23 protein-coding genes are annotated in these 19,366 nt (G+C 65.9%); 11 read left to right on the top strand and 12 right to left on the bottom strand.

Features of this window, described 5'->3' with window-relative positions; translation table 11 throughout:
- Positions 1–61: 61 nt before the first annotated feature.
- Positions 62–1,321: an MFS transporter gene (locus FQU96_RS02550; protein WP_304623175.1), complete on the top strand. Its 1,260-nt coding sequence runs from the start codon at positions 62–64 to the stop codon at positions 1,319–1,321.
- 57 nt (positions 1,322–1,378) lie between these two features.
- Here the strand turns inward: FQU96_RS02550 and FQU96_RS02545 are convergent, their stop codons facing one another.
- The gene (locus tag FQU96_RS02545; protein WP_178130267.1) at positions 1,379–2,002 is read right to left on the bottom strand and encodes a MarR family winged helix-turn-helix transcriptional regulator; all 624 of its coding nucleotides are present in this window, start codon (positions 2,000–2,002) and stop codon (positions 1,379–1,381) included.
- 182 nt (positions 2,003–2,184) lie between these two features.
- On the opposite strand from FQU96_RS02545, the gene FQU96_RS02540 reads away from it, so the two are divergent.
- The gene (locus tag FQU96_RS02540; protein ID WP_146539259.1) at positions 2,185–2,628 is read left to right on the top strand and encodes a VOC family protein; all 444 of its coding nucleotides are present in this window, start codon (positions 2,185–2,187) and stop codon (positions 2,626–2,628) included.
- Between the two features lie 2 nt (positions 2,629–2,630).
- On the opposite strand, the gene FQU96_RS02535 is transcribed toward FQU96_RS02540, so the two are convergent.
- From FQU96_RS02535 to FQU96_RS02510, 6 genes are all read right to left on the bottom strand, one after another.
- A complete protein-coding gene (locus FQU96_RS02535; protein ID WP_146539258.1) occupies positions 2,631–3,407 on the bottom strand; it encodes a creatininase family protein in 777 nt (258 codons plus the stop codon).
- Between the two features lie 174 nt (positions 3,408–3,581).
- Positions 3,582–4,364, bottom strand: a complete 783-nt coding sequence (locus FQU96_RS02530; protein ID WP_178130266.1) for a transporter substrate-binding domain-containing protein — start codon at positions 4,362–4,364, stop codon at positions 3,582–3,584.
- 113 nt (positions 4,365–4,477) lie between these two features.
- On the bottom strand, positions 4,478–5,209 hold the full coding sequence (locus FQU96_RS02525) for an amino acid ABC transporter ATP-binding protein (RefSeq protein ID WP_146539256.1): 732 nt from the start codon (positions 5,207–5,209) through the stop codon (positions 4,478–4,480).
- Positions 5,196–5,846, bottom strand: a complete 651-nt coding sequence (locus FQU96_RS02520) for an amino acid ABC transporter permease (RefSeq protein WP_146539255.1) — start codon at positions 5,844–5,846, stop codon at positions 5,196–5,198. Before FQU96_RS02520 ends, FQU96_RS02525 begins: the two co-directional genes overlap by 14 nt.
- Complete coding sequence (locus FQU96_RS02515) at positions 5,843–6,505, bottom strand: amino acid ABC transporter permease (RefSeq protein WP_146539254.1); 663 nt, start codon at positions 6,503–6,505, stop codon at positions 5,843–5,845. The genes FQU96_RS02520 and FQU96_RS02515 overlap by 4 nt, the downstream gene beginning before the upstream one ends.
- Before the next feature lie 70 nt (positions 6,506–6,575).
- Positions 6,576–7,799 (bottom strand): ABC transporter substrate-binding protein, encoded by a 1,224-nt coding sequence (locus FQU96_RS02510; RefSeq protein ID WP_146539253.1) that lies wholly within the window; start codon positions 7,797–7,799, stop codon positions 6,576–6,578.
- Positions 7,800–7,999: 200 nt separating this feature from the next.
- Here FQU96_RS02510 and FQU96_RS02505 point away from each other — a divergent pair, with 200 nt between their 5' ends.
- The gene (locus tag FQU96_RS02505; protein ID WP_146539252.1) at positions 8,000–8,740 is read left to right on the top strand and encodes a dienelactone hydrolase family protein; all 741 of its coding nucleotides are present in this window, start codon (positions 8,000–8,002) and stop codon (positions 8,738–8,740) included.
- 113 nt (positions 8,741–8,853) lie between these two features.
- Here the strand turns inward: FQU96_RS02505 and FQU96_RS02500 are convergent, their stop codons facing one another.
- From FQU96_RS02500 to FQU96_RS02485, 4 genes are all read right to left on the bottom strand, one after another.
- Complete coding sequence (locus FQU96_RS02500) at positions 8,854–9,528, bottom strand: glutathione S-transferase family protein (RefSeq protein WP_146539251.1); 675 nt, start codon at positions 9,526–9,528, stop codon at positions 8,854–8,856.
- Between the two features lie 104 nt (positions 9,529–9,632).
- Positions 9,633–10,469, bottom strand: a complete 837-nt coding sequence (locus FQU96_RS02495; protein WP_146539250.1) for a MerR family transcriptional regulator — start codon at positions 10,467–10,469, stop codon at positions 9,633–9,635.
- Between the two features lie 16 nt (positions 10,470–10,485).
- Positions 10,486–11,400, bottom strand: a complete 915-nt coding sequence (locus tag FQU96_RS02490) for an alpha/beta fold hydrolase (protein WP_255467800.1) — start codon at positions 11,398–11,400, stop codon at positions 10,486–10,488.
- A 95-nt stretch (positions 11,401–11,495) separates the two neighbouring features.
- The gene (locus FQU96_RS02485; RefSeq protein WP_146539249.1) at positions 11,496–11,966 is read right to left on the bottom strand and encodes an L-2-amino-thiazoline-4-carboxylic acid hydrolase; all 471 of its coding nucleotides are present in this window, start codon (positions 11,964–11,966) and stop codon (positions 11,496–11,498) included.
- A gap of 193 nt (positions 11,967–12,159) precedes the next feature.
- Between FQU96_RS02485 and FQU96_RS02480 the strand changes: the two genes are divergently transcribed.
- The 8 genes from FQU96_RS02480 (at position 12,160) to soxA (ending at position 18,646) form a co-directional block, all read left to right on the top strand.
- Complete coding sequence (locus tag FQU96_RS02480; RefSeq protein WP_146539248.1) at positions 12,160–12,609, top strand: (2Fe-2S)-binding protein; 450 nt, start codon at positions 12,160–12,162, stop codon at positions 12,607–12,609.
- 11 nt (positions 12,610–12,620) lie between these two features.
- Positions 12,621–14,804, top strand: coding sequence for a molybdopterin cofactor-binding domain-containing protein (locus FQU96_RS02475; RefSeq protein ID WP_146539247.1), 2,184 nt, complete (start codon positions 12,621–12,623; stop codon positions 14,802–14,804).
- 72 nt (positions 14,805–14,876) lie between these two features.
- Positions 14,877–15,239, top strand: coding sequence for a cytochrome C (locus tag FQU96_RS02470; RefSeq protein WP_255467799.1), 363 nt, complete (start codon positions 14,877–14,879; stop codon positions 15,237–15,239).
- A 2-nt stretch (positions 15,240–15,241) separates the two neighbouring features.
- The gene (locus tag FQU96_RS02465) at positions 15,242–16,513 is read left to right on the top strand and encodes an NAD(P)/FAD-dependent oxidoreductase (protein WP_146539246.1); all 1,272 of its coding nucleotides are present in this window, start codon (positions 15,242–15,244) and stop codon (positions 16,511–16,513) included.
- Complete coding sequence (gene soxX / locus FQU96_RS02460) at positions 16,510–16,962, top strand: sulfur oxidation c-type cytochrome SoxX (RefSeq protein WP_370461335.1); 453 nt, start codon at positions 16,510–16,512, stop codon at positions 16,960–16,962. Before FQU96_RS02465 ends, soxX begins: the two co-directional genes overlap by 4 nt.
- A 7-nt stretch (positions 16,963–16,969) precedes the next feature.
- Positions 16,970–17,449: a SoxY-related AACIE arm protein gene (locus FQU96_RS02455; RefSeq protein ID WP_146539244.1), complete on the top strand. Its 480-nt coding sequence runs from the start codon at positions 16,970–16,972 to the stop codon at positions 17,447–17,449.
- The gene (gene soxZ / locus FQU96_RS02450; protein ID WP_146539243.1) at positions 17,449–17,772 is read left to right on the top strand and encodes a thiosulfate oxidation carrier complex protein SoxZ; all 324 of its coding nucleotides are present in this window, start codon (positions 17,449–17,451) and stop codon (positions 17,770–17,772) included. The genes FQU96_RS02455 and soxZ overlap by 1 nt, the downstream gene beginning before the upstream one ends.
- Before the next feature lie 100 nt (positions 17,773–17,872).
- Positions 17,873–18,646 (top strand): sulfur oxidation c-type cytochrome SoxA, encoded by a 774-nt coding sequence (gene soxA, locus FQU96_RS02445; RefSeq protein WP_146539242.1) that lies wholly within the window; start codon positions 17,873–17,875, stop codon positions 18,644–18,646.
- Between the two features lie 7 nt (positions 18,647–18,653).
- On the opposite strand, the gene FQU96_RS02440 is transcribed toward soxA, so the two are convergent.
- A complete protein-coding gene (locus FQU96_RS02440; RefSeq protein WP_146539241.1) occupies positions 18,654–19,355 on the bottom strand; it encodes an aspartate dehydrogenase domain-containing protein in 702 nt (233 codons plus the stop codon).
- Positions 19,356–19,366: the final 11 nt, after the last annotated feature.

Raw genomic sequence — 19,366 nt, 5'->3', positions numbered from 1 at the left:
TGCAACGCTGATCTGTCGCGGCAGCGGTAGCGCTGCGGATCGCTGCTGCTACCATATCGCGATGAGCAACAACACGATGACGGCGGACGCCGCGCAAGCCGCGGCGCCGGCAGCAGCGGCGTCGGCCACCGGCACGACCTTCGCCATCATTCTCTCGCTGAGCTTCTGCCACCTGCTCAACGACATGATGCAGTCGCTGGTGCCGGCGCTCTATCCGATCCTGAAGGAGTCGCACGGGCTTTCGTTCGGGCAGATCGGCTTCATCACACTGGCGTTCCAGTGCACGGCGTCGATGCTACAGCCCGTGGTCGGCCTCTATACCGACAAGCGACCCCAGCCCTATTCCCTGATGTTCGGCATGGGCTTCACCCTGGTCGGCCTGCTGCTGATGTCCCAGGCCCACAGCTATGCCATGATCCTGCTGGCATCGGCGCTGATCGGCATGGGCTCGTCGGTGTTCCATCCCGAAGCCTCGCGCGTGGCACGCATGGCCGCCGGCGGCCGCTACGGCCTGGCGCAATCGCTTTTCCAGGTCGGCGGCAACATCGGCTCGGCGGCAGGCCCGCTGCTGGCCGCCTTCATCGTCGTGCCGCACGGCCAGCAGAGCATCGTGTGGTTCTCGGCCGCCGCCCTGGTGGCCATGCTGGTCCTGTTCCAGGTCGGCGCCTGGTACAAGGCCCGTCGCACCCCGCAGAAGCCCGTCGTACGCAGCAAGCCCGCAGCGGCCGCCGGCGGCGTGGCGACGCTGTCGCGCCGCCGTGTCGCGCTCGCCGTGACGATCCTGGTGGCGCTGCTCTTCTCCAAGAACGTCTACAGCGCCAGCCTGGGCTCCTATTTCACTCTCTATCTGATGGCGAAGTTCAGCGTCGACGTGCAGACGGCGCAACTCTACCTGTTCGCCTTCCTGGTCGGCATCGTTGCCGGCACGGTGGTCGGCGGTCTCGTGGGTGACAAGGTCGGCCGCATCCCCGTCATGTGGTTCTCGATCCTGGGTGCCCTGCCCTTCGCCCTCATGCTGCCGCACGCCAATCTGTTCTGGACCGGCGTGCTAGCGGTGACAGTCGCGATGATCATGGCGTCGGCCTTCTCGGCCATCCTGGTCTACGCCCAGGACCTCATGCCCGGTCGTGTCGGCCTGGTGGCCGGCATGTTCTTCGGCTTCTCGTTCGGCCTGGGCGGTCTCGGCGCCGCCGCGCTGGGCCAGCTTGCCGACATCGCCGGCATCGATGCCGTCTACCAGGCGACACCGTTCCTGCTGTTGCTCGGCTTGCTGACCGCGTTCCTGCCGCGCCAGCCTGGTGCACCGAAGCAGCCGGGCTGACAGCGCGGCCGAGCGAGCTGCGCGACAGACAAGGCCCGACGTCGACCTTGATGGCGTTCAATCGGTACGTCGCGGGCTCGGCGTGACCCGGTGCTTGGCGTCGAAGCGTGCCTTCATGTTGGCAAAGATCTTGCCCAGAACCCGCTCCAGGTCCTCCTTGTCGCGGCTGTCCAGCCCCTCCGTGAGCGACGCGCACGCGCGCCAGAAGGTCGGTGCAGCGCGTGTCACCAATGACCGGCCAGCCGGCGTCAGGATCGTCTGAATGCGACGGCGGTCGACCGGATGATTCATCCGTCGGATCAGTTTCCGCCGTTCGAGAAAATCCAGCAGTCCGGTAACGGTCGTGCGCGTGACACCGAAATAGTCGGCAATCGCCGATGGGCTGAGCAGGTTTTCGCCGTGCTTCTCGGTCTCCGCCAACATGAGCAACAGCAGGACGTCGAGCTTGCTTTCCGATATGTCAAACGGCGCGAGTTCCTCGTCGACGGCGCTCAGGACGTCGTCCGCGAGCCACATCAGCAGAAGACCCAGGCGGCCCTTCGTCCGATCGATGCCCGCCGTATCCAGCTGGGTCAGCAGATCGACATAGGGGCGCAGCGCTTCCGGCGCCGTGCGCGGTATCTCGTAACGGTCGTCGTTGTTGACCGTCGTTGCGGTCGGCTTCTTCGAGCTTGCAGCCATCGCCATCGGGATCCTGAAAGTACGCCTGCCGCATTATACGAACTGCGGATCGCTGAACACAGCACCCACGCGCCGCGCCGAGCGCCACCGGCTCGACGTGGGTATTGACATTTAATTCGTTATACGTACTATACTATATACGAACTATATGCCGATGCTGATACGGCACGAGGAGACATGTCATGGCGGTCAAGGTGCTGGAGCTTCACCACGTCGGCTTGCGCATCGCCCACGATGTCGCCGACCCGATGCGCGACTTCTACCGTGACGTTCTGACATTGGCTCAGGATACCGGACGCTGGCATATCCCCGGCGTCCATGGCTATTTCCTCGACGTGCCCAACGACATGCAAATCCATCTGTTGGGCTGCGACGGGCCGTCGCGATACGCCAAGGAGCCTGGCAAGGACCCGGTCGCCAACCACATCGCATTGGCCGTCGCGGATATCGTTGCGGCCGAGGCCGAACTCCAGCGGCTGGGCGTCGACTACTTCACGCTCGACAACGTGGCGTCGCCCAATCTGAAGCAGCTTTTCTTGCGAGATCCCGGCGGCAACGTGATCGAACTGCACCAGATCGGCCTGTGCCGCTGCAAGAAGAGCGCCCGGGTGCCCGCGGCGGCCTGATCTCAGATCGGTGCGCTCCACAGCCGTTCGTCGGCCAGTGCCTCGGCCACGTCACCGGCGATCGCCTGCAGCAGCTTCTCGCCCTTCTCGACGCTGGCCGTGGCGGCATCGCCGATCACACCGATGGGCGAGCGGCTGGAGAGCTGGCGCCAGCGGTAGACGCCGGGATTGACGCCGGCGATCCCCGACAGGCCGGGGATGTAAGGCCCGTGCATCTGCGCCAGTTCGTCGGGATTCACCAGTTCGGGTGACAGCGCCATGATCATCGAGGTCTCGGCCTCACAGGCATGCAGCAACGCTTTCTGCCGGTCGAGCAACTTGGCGATCGACGATGCGGCGATATCCCAGTAGGTGCCGGTGGCCAGTGGCAGCTTGTGGGCCACCGTCAGCTCGCCGATCATGTTCTGCAGCGCCGTCGTGTTGCCGCCATGGCCGTTCAGCACGAAGATGCGCTTGAAGCCGTGGCGGATCGCCGACTCCACCACACAGCGGATCACGGCATACATGGTGGCGTAGTCGAGCGTGATGGTGCCGTTGAGCGACATGTGATGCTCGGACATGCCGTAGGGAATCGTCGGCGCCACGATCACCGGCGTCGATGGCGCCATGAGACGTGCCGCACGATGGGCGACCTCCTGCACCAGCCGCCAGTCGACCATGCTGGGCAGGTGCGGGCCATGCTGCTCGGTGGCACCGATCGGCACGATCACGACGGCATTGCGCCCGGCCAACGCCTTGATCTCGGCGGCCTTCAGCCGCGACCATTCGATTTCGGTCATGGATGTCTCCCTATGTTTTCACCTCTCCCGCAGGCGGGAGAGGTCAACGAGCGCGTAGCGCTCGGCGGGTGAGGGCTTCAGGACTCGGCACCTCGTCCTTGGCCCCTCACCTTCCCATCGTGCTGCGCACGATGGGCCCCTTCCTCTCCCGCTCGCGGGAGAGGAATTCAAAAATTACAGCGACGGCAGCGGGGCCATGGGGATGCCGAGCCACTTGCGGTGCAGCTTGTCGAGCTCGCCGTTCATGGTGTTGAAGAAGATGAAGCCGTCGAGCCAGCGCACCAGATTATGCTCGCCCATGCGCACGCCCATGTGGGCCGGGCTGCGGCGGATGGTGAACTTCAGCTCGAACTCCTTGTTGGGATTGCGCTTCGCCAGGTCCGGCACGATCAGGCTGTTGGTGGCGATCAGGTCGGCCTGCCCGGAGATGTAGGCCGCCGCCGCCGTGGCATCGTCCTCGGTGCGCATGATCGTGGCCTTGGGATTCATCGCCGACAGCCCCAGGTCCTGCGTCGTGCCCTTGGCTGCCGCGACCTTGAGGCTGCCCAGCGCATCGGCCGACGTCACATTGGCACTCTTGGGACCGAACACCGCCAGCTGGGTATCGGCATAGGGCGCTGTGAACATGATCTGCCGGGCCCGCTCGGGCGTCAGCCCCATCACCGAGATCACGACGTCGACCTTGTCGGTCAGCAGGAACGGGATGCGGTTGGCGCCGGTGACCTGCTGCATCTCCAGCTTCACGCCCAGTGCCTTGGCCACCATGTTGGCGAGGTCGACGTCGAAGCCCTCGGCCTCGCGGTTCTGGTTCTGCGAGCCGAACGGCGGCACATCCAGCGGCACGGCGATACGCACCGTGCCTTTCTTGAGGATATCCTCGAAACGGTCGGCTTTCGCCGCCGTGCCGGCGACGGTCATCACCGTCAGTGTCAACAGCGCTGTCAGAATCCGTCTCATGTTGCTTCCCCCTTTGGCCACTGTCATCCCGAGCGTAGCGAGGGATCTCCTGGAAATGGATTCTCCGTTCGCGGGAGATCCCTTGCTGCGATCGGGATGACAGTCGCGCCGCCTCAATGCAGCACCGCGCTCAGGAACGTCTCCAGCTCTGCCGTGCGCGGCTTGGCCAGCGTCTCGGCGGCCGGTCCCTGCTCCCACACCTTGCCCTGGTGCATGAACACCACTCGGCTCGCGACCTTGCGCGCGAAGCCCATCTCGTGCGTCACCAGCATCATGGTCATGCCGTCGCGCGCCATTTCCTCCAGCACCTTCAGCACCTCGCCGACCAGCTCGGGATCGAGCGCCGAGGTGATCTCGTCGAACAGCATGAGCTGCGGCGACATCGCGAGCGACCGTGCGATCGCGACCCGCTGCTGCTGGCCGCCCGACAGGCGGTCGGGATAAGCGTCGATCTTTTCCTCCAGCCCGACCTTGCGCAACACCGTGCGCGCCAGTTCGCGGGCCGCTTGGCGATCCATGCCCTTCACGACCGTAGGCGCCAGGGTGATGTTGCGCTCGACCGAGAGGTGCGGGAAGAGGTTGAAGCTCTGAAACACGATGCCGACCTGCTGGCGCAGCTTGCGCAGGTCGGTCGCGGGATCGTTCACCACGGTGCCGGCGAAGGTGACCGCGCCGCCCTGGATCGGCTCCAGCCCGTTGACGCAGCGCAGCAGGGTGCTCTTGCCCGAGCCGGAGCGGCCGATGATGGCGATGATCTCGCCCTTGTCGACGGAAAGCGACACGCCGTCGAGCACCGTGAGCGGCCCGTAGCGCTTGACCACGTCGCGCAGGTCAACGAGCGACATGCAGCCTCCTTTCCAAACGCCGGCTCCACCAGGTGAGCGGAAAACAGAGCGCGAAATAGAGCGCCGCCACGATCAGGTAGACGCTGAACGGCCGGAACGTCGTGGCCGTCGTCAGCTGGCCCTCACGCGTCAGCTCCACGAAGCCGATCACCGCGGCCAGCGACGTGTTCTTGATCAGCTGCACCAGGAACCCCACGGTCGGCGGGATCGCCACGCGCACCGCCTGCGGGATGATCACGTGTCGCAACTGCTCGGCGAAACTCAGGCCCAGCGACGCGCCGGCCTCCCACTGCGTGCGCGGGATCGACTGCAGGCAGCCGCGCCAGATCTCGCCCAGGAAGGCGCCGGCATAGATCGAATAGGCGGCCGCGGCGGCGATCCAGGGCGAGACGGTGATGCCCACGATCGACAGGCCGAAGAAGAACACGAACAGCCAGGCCAGCAGCGGCGTACCCTGCACGGCGTGCACGTAGAGCATGGCCAGCCACCGCAGCGGGGCGGCCGGAGACACGCGCAACAATGCGACCGACAGGCCGACCACGGCGCCACCGGCAAACGCGATGACCGTCAGCGCCAGCGTCCAGCGCATGGCTGCGATCAGGTAGAAGACGTCGATGAGGGCGAGTTCGCGGATCATCGGCGTACGAACACGAGCTGGTAGATCGCCGCCAAAAACAGGCGGAACACCACGGCGAGCGCAAGATAGGCGCCGGCCACGACGGCATAGATCTCGAAGTCGCGGAAGGTGCGCGACTGCACGATCGAGGCGGCATGGAACAGATCCGGTGCCGAGATCTGCGAGACGATGCTGGTGGCCAGCATCAGCAGCACGAACTGGCTGGCCAGCGCCGGATAGATGACCTTGAGCGCCGGGAACAGCACGATGTAGCGGAAGATCTGCACACCGGAGAGGCCCATCGCGGCGCCGGCCTCGATCTGCGAGCGCGGAATGGCCTCGATGCCGGCACGCACGATCTCAGACGTATAGGCGCCGAGGTTGATCGTGAGCGCAATCAACGAGGCGGTGACGGCATCGAACTTGATGCCGGCACTGGGCAGGCCGAAGAACACCAGGAACAGCTGCACGATCAGCGGCGTGTTGCGGATCGCCTCGACGTAGCAGGCGATGATGCGCTGCAGCCAGCGCGGACCATAGACGCGGCCGGCTGCGCACAGGGTGCCGATGATAAAGCCGACAACGATGGTGACGCCCGACAACAGCAGGGTCAGCATCAAGCCGTCGGCAAGAAACTCCCAGGCAGCAAAAACGTCGCGAAAATTGAAGGTGTAGGTCAACGCCCCGGTCCATCCCCCGCACGCAGCCTACCCTACATCACCTCTCCCCGCGAGCGGGGAGAGGTGCGCGCTACGCCCCCTCGCTGCTCAGCACGTCGCCGAACAGGCGCCAGGTCTCGCCGTCGAACCGGGCCAGGCGCACAGACTGGATGGGATAGAAGTCCTTGTCGCTCGTGTTGATCCGGATACCGGGCAGCAGCATGGGGATTTCGAGGTTATGCATGCTGGCCGCCATCTTCATCAGGTTGGCACGGGTGAGATTGTCACCACAGCGCTTGAGGCAGTCGTGCATGGTGGCCGAGACGGCGTAGGCATAGACGTTGGCGGCATCGGCCGGATTGGCTTCCGGTTGGTACTTCTTCATCCAGGCGTCCCATGCCTTGAAGTCGGCATCCTGGGCCCATTGCGCATCGGTGGCATCCTTCACGTAGGCGGCCGTGATGATGCCCTTGCTGTTGTCGAGGCCTGCCGGCTTGAGCACGGCGGCGACCGAGGCCGAAACATTGGCCAGATAGTGTTCTGGCTTCCAGCCGAGATCGGCCGCCTTGCGAATCGCCTGCGCGGCGGCCTTCGGCGTCGCGTGGTTGAAGAAGACGTCGGCGCCGGAGTCCTTGAGCTGAATGACCTGGCTGTCGACCGTGGGATCGGTGATCTCGAAGCTCACCACCTTGATCAGGAACTTGTCCACGTCCTTGCCGAAGCCCGTCTGGAAACCGTGCAGGTAGTCCTTACCGGAGTCATCGTTCTGGTACAGCATCGCCACCTTGGCGTTGGGACGGGTGGCCATGATGTGCTTGGCGTAGATCGCCGCTTCGGTCGCATAGTCGGGCTGCCAGCCCATGGTCCAGGGAAACGTGCCGGGATTGCCCCATTTGGAGGCGCCGGTGGCGACGAAGAGCTGCGGCACTTTCTTCTGATTGAGGTACTTCTGCACGACGGTATTGGTCGGCGTACCGAGCAACTGATAGATGGCGAAGACCTTGTCGTCCTCGACCAGCTTGCGCACCATCTCCACCGTCTTGGGCGGCTGGTAACCGTCGTCATAGGTGACGAAGGTGACCTTGCGGCCGTTGATGCCGCCGGTGTCATTGACCATGGCCCAGTAGGCCCCGATCGCCTTGCCGATGGTGCCGTAGGCCGACGCCGGCCCCGAATAGGGGTTGGTATGCCCGAGCTTGATTTCCTTGTCGGTGACGCCGGGATCGTACTTCTTCTGCGCCCGTGCCACGTAGGGAGCCGTCAGAGCAAATGCGGTGGCCGAGGCCGCGAAGACGCGGCGGCGAACGGAACTCATTATCGTTTCCTCCAAACCTGACGATGCCGGAACCTGCGGATCGTGTCGTCCGCTTGCTGCACGCCTCGAAACGCTAACAACCGAGTCCTTGCTGTCAATCCGATGACACGACAAGCAGCCCAGCCCTGCACGCATGGGGGTCGCTGGCCCCATCTCTGCGTGGTGTGCTGGTACCAGACATATCGCGAGGACATGCGCCCATGATCGAGGAGATCCTGGACATCACCACCAAGGACGGCGCGATGGAGACGTTCATCTGCCGTCCCGAGCGCAACGGGCCCCATCCTGCCGTGTTCTTCCTGATGGATGCGCCGGGTATCCGCGAAGAGCTGTACGACATGGCCCGCCGCCTGGGCACATCAGGCTACTATGTGCTGCTGCCCAACCTCTACTACCGCGCCGGGCGCGACACGAAGTACGGCCCCGACGTGCTGGAACACGGCAGCGCCGAGCACACCCGCATGCGGGCGGTACGCACCAGGATGACCATCCCGCCGATGATGGACGACATCGCCGCGATGCTGGCCTTCGTCGACCGGCAAAAGGAAGTGCGCAAGGGCGCAGTAGGCTGCCACGGCTATTGCATGAGCGGCCCCTACGCGCTCGCCGCCGCCGCGCGCTATCCCGACCGTGTCGCCGCCGCCGCATCGTTCTATGGCACCTGGCTGGTCAGCGACGCGGTGGAGAGCCCGCACCTGAGCCTGGGCAAGGCCAAGGGCGAGCTCTACATCGCCTGCGCCGAGCACGACGACCTGGCACCGCCCGACATGGTCAAGGAACTGCAGGGCCTATTCCGGCAATCAGGCGCTGGCGGCGAACTCGAGATCTATCCCGGCGTGCACCACGGCTTCGCCTTCCCCCAGCGCAAGGTCTACGACAAGGCTGCCGCCGAACGGCACTGGGAGCGCCTGCTTGCGCTCTACCGCCGGCGGTTGGATTGAGCACCCGCAACCGTGATTGAAGACCGCCTCATGGTGAGCCTGTTGTCCAGCCCAGAGACATGGTGGACACCTGTCGAATCATGAAGCCAGTGGCCGCGGCTGCTCGCCATCGGTCAGTCCAGAAAACTGCGATCGAGGCCCATGTTGGCGACGAACGGCTTCTCGTCTTCCAGCGCCTTGGCGTAGGCGTCGGTCACGGCGATCCGCTTGAGATACGTCGCAAGCCTGGGATACGCCGCGGCGTCGATCCTGTAGCCCATGTACTGATAGACGATGAAGTTCGACACGATGGCGATATCCGCCAACGTCAGGGCGTTGCCGACAAGAAACAGCCCGCTGATCTGTGAGTCGAGGTAGGCCAGAATTTTGGGCTGCACAGCGTCGAGGACGTTGTCGATCACCGACTTGTCGGATGGACTCTGTCTGATGTTCGGGTTGACGATGGTCTGTACGAACAGCGGATGCACGACATGACGGAAGATCGTGCCGGCGTAGGCGTCGAACCACAAGGCACGCGCGTAGTCCCTGGTATCGCTCGGCAGGATCGACGGTCTTGGCTGCTTCCTTTCCAGATAGAGGCAGATTGCACTCGAATCCGCGAGCGTGAAATCACCGTCCTCCATCACCGGGATCAACCCGGTCGGACTGAGTGACGCCCAGTTCGGCGGCGGATTATCCGGAATCACGGGGATCACGGGCTTCACCGTGTAATCCATCTTCTTGAGGATCGCCGTGACGATCGTCTTGCGGGTGTGAACCGAGAGTGGAACACCGTAGATCGTGAGCATGACCTCACCTCCTCGTGTCGTCGCTGTCCGGTATCGGGACAGCAGGGGGCGTTGGCGGAAGCGCGTCGGCGCCCGGCCTGTGTGGAACGGAAGAACGAACGTCGTCAGGCGGTTTTGCGAATCGGGAACTGGATCTCCACCAGAGCGCCTTCGAAACCGGGCGGCTCCGTGATGGATTCAAGGAAGACCTCGCGGCAGGCGCCCGCGATCTCATAGTGGTTGGCCTCGATCCAGCGACCGACGGTGCTGAACGAGGTGTGGCTTTCCGCGTTCGTGCCCGGGCGCACGATGGTCGCCATGGTCTCGACCGCGGACAGCTCGCTTGCCCGCAGCACGAGATCGCCCGCGATGCGCACGCTGACATTCGAAGGGCGTGTCAGCGAGAAGCCGATGTCGAGATCAAGCTTTTCCGAATCGACGTCGTTGCGCGCGACGACCATCAGCCTGTCGCGCAGCCCCGGCTTGATCTGCCGGCTGCCTTCCGCCGCGACGGTTCGCACCATGCGCACCACCTCGTCCATGCTGTCGCAGGTGCAATTCAGCGACAGGAACGGCGTCAGCGGAACAGACTTCACGATGACGTCGAGGTCCTCGGCCTTGCCCTCCTTGTCGATCTGGGCGATGCGCGACTCGATGTGGCGGAGCCGAGCCTCCTCTTCCTGCAAGGAGCGCTCGATTTGCGCCCGCTTCAAGGTGAGCATGCTGCGTAGCGCCGACGGCGAGATCTCGTCCTTGAGCAGCGGACCGATCTGCTCCAGCGACAGGCCGAGTTCCTTCAAGGCCAGGATGCGGTTGAGCCGCGGCAACTGGCGGATCGTGTAGTAACGATAGCCGGTCTGTTGATCGATGTGCGCCGGTTGCAGCAGGCCGAGCTGATCATAGAACCGCAACTGCCGTCCGGACACCTGGGCGATCTGGGCGAATTCGCCGATCCGAAACATCGTCGAACCTCCCACCTCAGCTTGCGAGGAACGCCTGCAGGTCGGCCGTCACGCGATCACGCTCGGTGATGACGATGCCGTGCGAGCTGCCTTCATACGCGATCAGCCTCGATCCGGCGATGCCGGCGGCGGTCGCCTTGGCCTGTTCGAACGACACCGGGATGTCGGCGGTGCCGTGCAGAACCAGCGTCGGGACCTTGACCGCGCCCAGCTCGGGGCGGAAGTCGGTCCTGCTGAAGGCGTCGATACACCCGATCGTCGCCGGGATGCCGGCTTGCATCGCCATGGCGAGCGCGTTGTCGAGAATCGCCTGCGTGACCGGGACGGTCGAGGGCCGTTTGGCGTCGAAGAACACGTCGGCCAGCAGACCGGCGAGGAATGCCTTGCGGTCGCCGCGCACGCCCTGCTTCATCCCGTCGAACACGCCGATCTCGGCGCCGATCGGATTGTCCGCGGTCTTCAGCAGGCAGTATGCCGCACCGCCGACGAGGCCAGCCTTCACCACGCCGCGGTTGTTGTGACGGGTGAGGTAACGCACCACCTCGCCGCCACCCATGGAATAACCCACGATGGTGGCATCGCGCACGCCGGTCTGGTCGATCACGGCGGCCAGATCGTCGGCGAAGGTGTCGAAGTCGTAGCCGCTGTCGGGCTTGCCGGAACGGCCAAACCCGCGGCGATCGTATGTGATGACCCGGTAACCGGCTTTCGACAGCGCCGTTACCTGATCGTCCCAGATGTCGGCATTGAGTGGCCAGGCGTGGGTCAGGATGACGGCGCGACCGCCGCCGCCGGTATCCTTCACGAACAGCATCACACCGTCCTTCGTCTTGACAGAGGCGGTGCGGGCGAAGGCAAAGCGCGGCCGTGCGGCGACGCAAGCAGCGGCGAGCGTGCCGCCCAGAAACATACGACGATGGGTGATCATCATGAACTCCTCCGTTGGAGGAGCGCGTTGTGGCCGTTTGACGTAAGGTCAAAGTCAAGCTGAAAGGTGCGCGAGGCGACAGCCCCCGGGCGACGCGCTCAGTCCGCCGTCGTCAGCCGCCGGTAGCGGAAATCGCAGTGACTAGCGCCCTGCATGATGGTTTGCGTACGCGTGAGTTCGATGTCGGAGCCGAATCCCTCGGCCGTGTCGAAATCCGCGCTGCACACCAGCAGGAACCCGAGTTCCGGCTCGCCCAGTTCCTGATAGAACGCGGCGTACTGGCATGTCGTGACGTCGAACGCGAAGGCATCGCGCGACTGCTCAATCACGGTGTATTCAAGAGCATCGTCGCGGGCATACGTTGCAAACGCGGACGCCACGGCCTTCCCGACGTTCGCCTCGTTCTTGGCCCGCCAGAACGCCTCGCCGAAACGGCGATAGGTGTCGCCCAGCGTCTTTCGGACAAGGGCGTTGGCGCGCGCCTCGCCCAGCTCCGCCTGCAGGGCCTTCACGAGCGGAACCAGGACCTGAGCCTGGATCTTGGCTTGTTGGATGACGGAAACGCTCATACCAGACCTCTCTTTCTCGACGTATCCGCCCAGAAACCTGGATCGGCTCCTGCCGGCAGCCGTGATCACAGTTCCGGGAGGATTCGGATTTTTGCAGCGGACCGGCGCAATCCACTGCGCTACGGTTTGGGGTGGACAGCGACGGCCGTCACCGCCTGCGGACGATGCCGTCGTCTTTTGACGGAGGAAGCCCGTGGTCGCTCTCAGCATCAACGGCAAGACACACGACGTGACCGTCGATCCTAGCACGCCCCTGCTGTGGGTGCTGCGCGACACGATCGGCCTCACCGGCACCAAGTATGGCTGCGGCATCGCGCAGTGTGGCGCCTGCACCGTCCACATCGACGGTGTGGCGACACGCTCCTGCCAGGTGACGCTGGAGAGCACGGCCAACGCCAAGATCACCACCATCGAGGGCATCGCCGACAACGGCGTCCTCTCCAAGGTCCAGCAGGCCTGGCTCGACCTGGACGTGCCCCAGTGCGGCTACTGCCAGAGCGGCATGATCATGGCAGCGACGGCCCTGCTGAAAGCCACGCCCAAGCCCACCGACCAGGATATCGACGCCGCGATGACCAATATCTGTCGCTGCGGCACGTACCAACAGGTTCGCGCGGCGATCCATGCCGCGGCCAAGGCGTGAGGGAGGCTACGATGACCCTCGATACGCTCTCCGCCTCCCCCGCCACCCTGAACCGCCGCACGCTCCTGGTGGCCGCGGCCGCCGCCGGTGGCGGCTTCTCGCTCGGCTTCGGCCTTCCCGGCAATGCGTCGGCGCAGGCGACCCCGGTCCGCGAAATCAATGCCTGGGTCGTGGTCCATCCCGATGACAAGGTCGTGATCCGCGTCGCCCGCTCGGAGATGGGTCAGGGCACGCTCACCGGGCTCGCCCAGCTCGTCGCCGAGGAGCTGGAGTGCGACTGGACCAAGGTTACGACCGAGTACCCGACGCCCGGCCAGAACGTCGCGCGCAACCGCGTGTGGCGCAATTTCTCGACCGGCGGCAGTCGCGGCATTCGCGAGTCGCACGAGTACGTACGCCAGGGCGGCGCGGCGGCACGCATGCTGCTGATCCAGGCCGCCGCAGCGGACTGGAAAGTGCCAGCCAGCGAATGCACGGCGGCCAACAGCGTCATCACGCACAAGCCGTCAGGTCGCACGGTGACGTTCGGCAAGGTCGCGGCGGCTGCCGCGGCACTCGAGCCGCCGAAGGACATCCCGCTCAAGGATCCCAAGGACTGGAAGGTCGCGGGCAAACCGGTCAAGCGGCTCGATACGCTCGACAAGCTCACCGGCAAACAGCTCTACGGCAGCGACCTGCGCCTGCCCAACATGCTGACGGCCACGGTCAAGGCCTGCCCGGTGCCCGGCGGCAAGCTGAAGAGCTTCGATGCCGCCAAGGTTGAAAAGATGCCGGGCGTGAAGCGCGTCATGGCGCTGGACGGCATCGCGGTGGCCGTCGTGGCTGACACGTACTGGTCGGCGCACACGGCGCTCGCCGCGCTGCCGGTCGAGTGGGATGCCGGCCCCAACGCGTCGGTGTCCAGCGCCACCATCGCGGCGATGCTGAAGGAAGGGCTCGACGCCGACCAGGCGTTCGTCGGCAACAAGGCCGGCGACGTCAAGGCCGCGATCGTCGGCGCCACCAAGAAGGTCGAGGCGATCTACAGCTATCCGTTCCAGAACCACGCCACCATGGAGCCGATGAACGCCACGGCGCTCTACACGGCCGACAAGTGCGAGGTGTGGTGCCCGACGCAGAACGGCGAAGCAGCACTGGCCGCCGCGGCGGAAGCGGCCGAACTGCCGGTTGCCAAGTGCGACGTGCACAAGATGCTGCTGGGCGGCGGGTTCGGTCGTCGCGGCCGCAACGACTATGTGCGCCAGGCGGTGCTGATCGCCAAGCAGATGCCGGGCACGCCGGTGAAGCTGATCTGGTCGCGCGAGGAGGACATGGCGCAGTGCCAGTTCCATCCGATCACGCAGTGCAAGCTGGTCGGCGCGCTCGACGCCAAGGGCGACCTGGTCGGCCTGCACATGCGCATCTCGGGCCAGTCGATCCTGGCCTCGCTGCTGCCGCAGAACCTGCAGAACGGGATGGATCCCGTCGTCTTCCAGGGACTCAACCCCGGCGGTGCCGAGGCGGCGTTCGGCTACAACGTGCCGAACCTGCTGATCGATCACGCCATGCGCAACCCGCACATCGTGGCCGGCTTCTGGCGCGGCGTGAACACCAACCACAACGCCATCTATGTCGAATGCTTCATGGACGAGCTGGCGCACGCGGCGGGCCAGGACCCGCTGGAGTTCCGCCGCAAGATGCTGAAGCCCAAGCACCTGGCGGTGCTGAATGCGGCGGCCGAGAAGGCGGGCTACGGCAAGGCGCCGCCGGGCCGCTTCCATGGCCTGGCGCAGATCATGGGCTTTGGCAGCTACGTCGCGGCCTGTGCCGAGGTCTCGGTGAGCGACACCGGCGCGCTGAAGATCCACCGCATCGTCGCCGCCACCGACTGCGGCGTCGCCGTCAACCCGGCGCAGATCGAGCGCCAGGTATCGGGCTCGTTCGTCTATGGCCTGTCGGCGGCGCTCTACGGCGAATGCACCGTCAAGGACGGTGCCATCGAGCAGACCAATTTCGACAGCTACAACGTGGTGCGCATGGAGGAGATGCCACACGTCGAGACGGTGATCGTCGCCTCGGGCGGTTTCTGGGGCGGTGTCGGCGAGCCGACCATCGCCGTGGCGGCACCGGCGGTGCTCAACGCCATCTTCGCCGCCACCGGCAAGCGCGTGCGCTCGCTGCCGCTGATGCATGCCGATTTGAAGAAAGGTGCCTAGCGCATGCCGTCACGGTCTTTCCTCCCCCAACGCAGTTGGGGGAGGTGGCCGAAGGCCGGAGGGGGAGCCGACGTGGTCTCCGTTGCCAAGACTACGTCGGCTCCCCTCCGCCCCTTCGGGGCACCTCCCCAGCTTCGCCGGGGAGGAAACGCTGCCATCCTCACCGCCGCCCTGCTCTGGGCTGGTGCCGCTGCCGCTGCCTCACCCGAAGCGCCGGCCGGCGCCCTGTCGTGCTCCGGCTGCCATCCGGCCGGCAAGGGTGTCGATACGCCGGTGCTGTCATTGGCCGGTCGCGCACCCGCCGATCTCGCGGCGGCGATGCGTGACTTCCGCAACGGTGCCCGCGCGCCGACGGTGATGGGCCGCATCGCCAAGGGCTTCACCGATCCGGAGATCGATGCCCTGGCCGCCTGGTTCGGTGCTCAGAAGGACTGACCATGACCTCGCGCCGACGCTTCCTGGCTTCGACCGCCGCCGCGGCCGCGGCCGCCGTGTTGGCACCGCACGTCGCGTCGGCCCAGGCCGCCGCAGCACGCGTTGTCGTCGTGGGCGGCGGCTTTGCCGGGACCACATGCGCGCGGACCTTGCGCAAGCTCGATCCGGCGTTGTCGGTCACTCTGGTCGAGGCCAACGCGGATTTCGTGGCCTGCCCGTTCAGCAACGAAGTCATCGCCGGCCTGCGCGACCTGAAGCAGCAGCAGTTCGGCTACACGACGCTGGCCCGCGACGGCGTGACCCTCGCACACAGCAGTGCGACCGCGGTCGACCCGGGCGGCCGCACCGTGACCTTGGAGAACGGCACGCGCCTGTCGTTCGACCGGTTGGTGCTGGCGCCGGGAATCGACCTGCGCTGGGACGGGCTGCCGGGCTACACGCAAGACGCCGCGGAGCGCATGCCGCACGCCTGGAAGGCCGGCGCGCAGACGTTGCTGCTGCGCCGCCAACTCGAGGCGATGGACGACGGCGGGGTGGTCGTGATGTCGGCGCCAGCCAATCCATTCCGCTGTCCACCGGGGCCCTATGAAAGGGCCAGCCTGATTGCGTACTACCTGAAGACCAAAAAGCCGAAATCGAAGCTGATCCTGCTTGATGCCAAGGATGCGTTCTCCAAGCAGCGCCTGTTCCAGAGCGCCTGGGCCGCGCTCTATCCCGGGCTGCTCGAGTGGGTGGGGCTGTCGGCGGGCGGCAAGGTCACGTCGGTCGAGCCGTCGAGCCTGACCTTCATCACCGACTTCGCGCGCCACAAGGCCGCGGTGGCCAACGTCATCCCGCCGCAGAAGGCGGCGCGCATCGCTGAGCTGGCCGGCGTCGCGGATCGCACCGGCTGGTGCCCGGTCGATCCCTCGACCTTCGAATCGACCCTGCAATCAGGCATTCATGTGATCGGCGATGCCGCCATCATGGGCGCCATGCCCAAGTCCGCGTTCGCCGCCAATGCGCAGGCCAAGGCGTGCGCCGCCGCGGTCGTGGCGCGCCTGGCCGGCCAAGGCGTGGCTGAGCCGCGCCTGATCAACACCTGCTACAGCCTGGTGGCGCCTGACTATGGCATCTCTGTCGCCGGCGTCTATCGCCCCACCAACGGGCAGCTTGCCGACATCGCCGGCGCTGGTGGCGTCAGTCCGCTCGACGCCGATGCGGCTTTCCGGGCCCAGGAAGCACTCTATGCCCAGGGATGGTTCAAGACGATCACGGCAGAGGTCTTCGGGTGAGACGCCGACTGTGGTGCGTGATCGTCGCTGCGCTCTGTCTGCCCGGCGCATCGCTGCGGGCGCAGGAGGCGTTGCGGCCATACGCGGTCACGGGCGATGCGATCACGGCGGCGCTGACGGGACAGGCTGGCGATGCCATGCGCGGGCGCGCGATCGTCGCCAACCGGCAGCTTGGGCTGTGCCTACTGTGCCACAGCGGCCCTTTTCCCGAGGAGCGCTTCCAGGGCAATCTGGCGCCATCCCTGGCCGGTGCCGGCTCGCGCTGGTCGGAAGGCCAGTTGCGCCTGCGCATCGTCGATGCCGGACGGCTCAATCCCGACACGATCATGCCACCTTACTATCGCATCCAGGGGCTGGACCGGGTGGCCCGAGGCCTGGTCGGCAAGCCGATCCTGTCGGCCGAGCAGATTGAAGACGTGGTCGCCTTTCTGGCAACCTTGAAGGAGTAGGATGGCCATGGCCCGTACTCCCCGAACGACAACCCGGCGCACGTTCCTCGTGCGATCGAGCAGCGCTGCCGCAGCGTTGGCGCTGGGCGCGACCAGCATGCCCGCCCAAGCCACGCCGGAGTCGCTCGCGGCGGCGATCAAGGACGTCGTGGGCGGCGCATCGTTGCGCACGGGCAAGGTCACGCTGGATCTGCCGCCGCTGGCCGAGAACGGCAACACGGTGCCGATGACCGTCACCGTCGACAGCCCGATGACCGAGGTCGACCATGTCAAGGCGATCCACGTCTTCAACGAAAAGAACCCGCAGCCCTACGTGATGACCGCCACGCTGAGCCCGCGCAACGGACGCGCCCAGGTCGCGGTGCGCATCAAGCTCAACGACAGCCAGAAGATCATCGCCATCGCCGAGACCAACACAGGTGAATTCTGGACTGCCAGCGCCGACGTGATCGTGACCTTGGCCGCCTGCCTCGAGGATCCGACCTGATGGGCAACGCCCTCATCAACGTGCCCGGCACGGTCAAGCGCGGCGAGGCCTTCGAGATCAAGGCCCTGATCTCGCATCCCATGGAGACGGGTTTTCGCGCCGGCACCAACGGCACGCTGATCCCGCGCAACATCATTCAGCGCTTCACCTGTACCTACAACGGCGTCGAGGTCTTCAACCTGGTGCTATCGCCGGCGATCGCGGCGAACCCGTTCATCGCCTTCTTCACGGTGGCGACCGAGAGCGGGAAGCTTGTCCTGCGCTGGACCGGTGACGACGGCTTCTCGGCCGAGGAGACCGCCCCGATCACGGTCACGTCGTGAGCCTGCTGTCATCCCGAGCGCAGCGAGGGATCTTCTGCGAAGTGACGTACAGTGCGTCTCCCCAGGAGATCCCTCGCTGCGCTCGGGATGACGAGTCGTCATGAGCAAGACTCTGATCGCCGTCCTCTGTGTGGGCAGCACCATCGGCGTCTCCATCGCACTGGCGCAACGAGCCGACACCCGACGCTCCGGCTACCAGGACATGAGCAAGTCCGTGCAGTCCATGCAGGACGACGACACGGCCAATCCCGCCATGCTGTGGGTGCGCGACGGCGCCGCGCTGTGGACGCGGCGCGTGGGCGCCGCCGACAAGGCGTGCGCCGATTGCCACGGCGGCGTCGAGAGCATGGCGGATGTGGCCGCACGCTATCCGGCGTTCGACGCCGGCCTCGGCCGGCCGGTGGATCTCGAGCAGCGCATCAACCTCTGCCGCCGCGATCACCAGCAGGCCGAGGCACTGGCGGGCGAAAGCCGCGACCTGCTGGCACTGACCGCATATGTGGCACGGCAATCGCGTGGCAAACCGATCGCACCATCAGACGATCCGCGCCTGCGGCCGTCGATCGACGCCGGCGCGGCGCTGTTCAAGCAGCGGCAAGGCCAGCTGAACCTGTCCTGCGCGCAGTGCCACGACGATAACGACAGCCGCAAGCTTGGCAGTGCGACCATTCCGCAGGGCCATCCCACCGCCTATCCGATCTATCGCCTGGAATGGCAGGGCCTGGGTTCGCTGAAGCGGCGCCTGCGCAACTGCCTGGTCGGCATGCGCGCCGAGCCCTACGCCTACGATTCGCCCGAGTATGTCCAGCTCGAGCTGTTCCTGATGCAGCGCGCCCGCGGCATGCCCCTGGAGTCGCCGGGCGTACGGCCGTAACGCGCCTCTATGTGCCGACGCGCACGGCGCTCCCCAGATCACGCAGTACGGCCAGGACGCTGAGCGCGATGTTGCGCGATACCTCGGGATGCGCCGGACTGGGCCGGTGCGACAGGCGCGCCGACAGCACCGCGGTATCGGTCTCGACCGACACCTCGACGGTCGGCCCTTCGACCGTGTTGTCGCGCCGCACCTCGACCGGAAAGTCATCGACACCCAGCGCCAGCGCCGTGGCGACGAAGTTGTTGGCATGGCCCGGAAAGCGCCGGGCCGCATCGCGCGCGGTCCCGCGGTAGTCGTCGACTTCACCCGGTGCGTGGACGGAGGGCAGGCGCAGGCAGGCGCTGACGCGGCGCAGGTCATGAAACGCCAGCGCTTTCAGCGCATCCAGTGCCAGCGTCGCACCCGACGGCACGATGATGCGGCCACCAAGCTGGTCCAATCCGGGCTCGAGCCACAGGCCTGAGACGCTGGTCACGACCAGCGTTTTGCCCTGCGGCAGGACGCTGCGTGCCAGGTCAGGCACCACGGCGGCGGCCGCCGCCTCGACCACGATATCGGCGCCCGCCAGTGCCGCATGGCGGTCGGGCTCGGGCGTGCCGCGCCGGATATGGCCGACCAGGGTGAGCGATGGGATCGTGCCGGCATCGAGCGCCTGGGCGATCGTGCTGCCGATGCGGCCGAGGCCGACAAGCGTGACGGTGGGCATGACGCTGGTAT

It is taken from the genome of Reyranella sp. CPCC 100927 (assembly GCF_007859315.1).
Taxonomy (GTDB): domain Bacteria; phylum Pseudomonadota; class Alphaproteobacteria; order Reyranellales; family Reyranellaceae; genus Vineibacter.
This window is presented reverse-complemented; position numbering and strand designations above follow the sequence as displayed.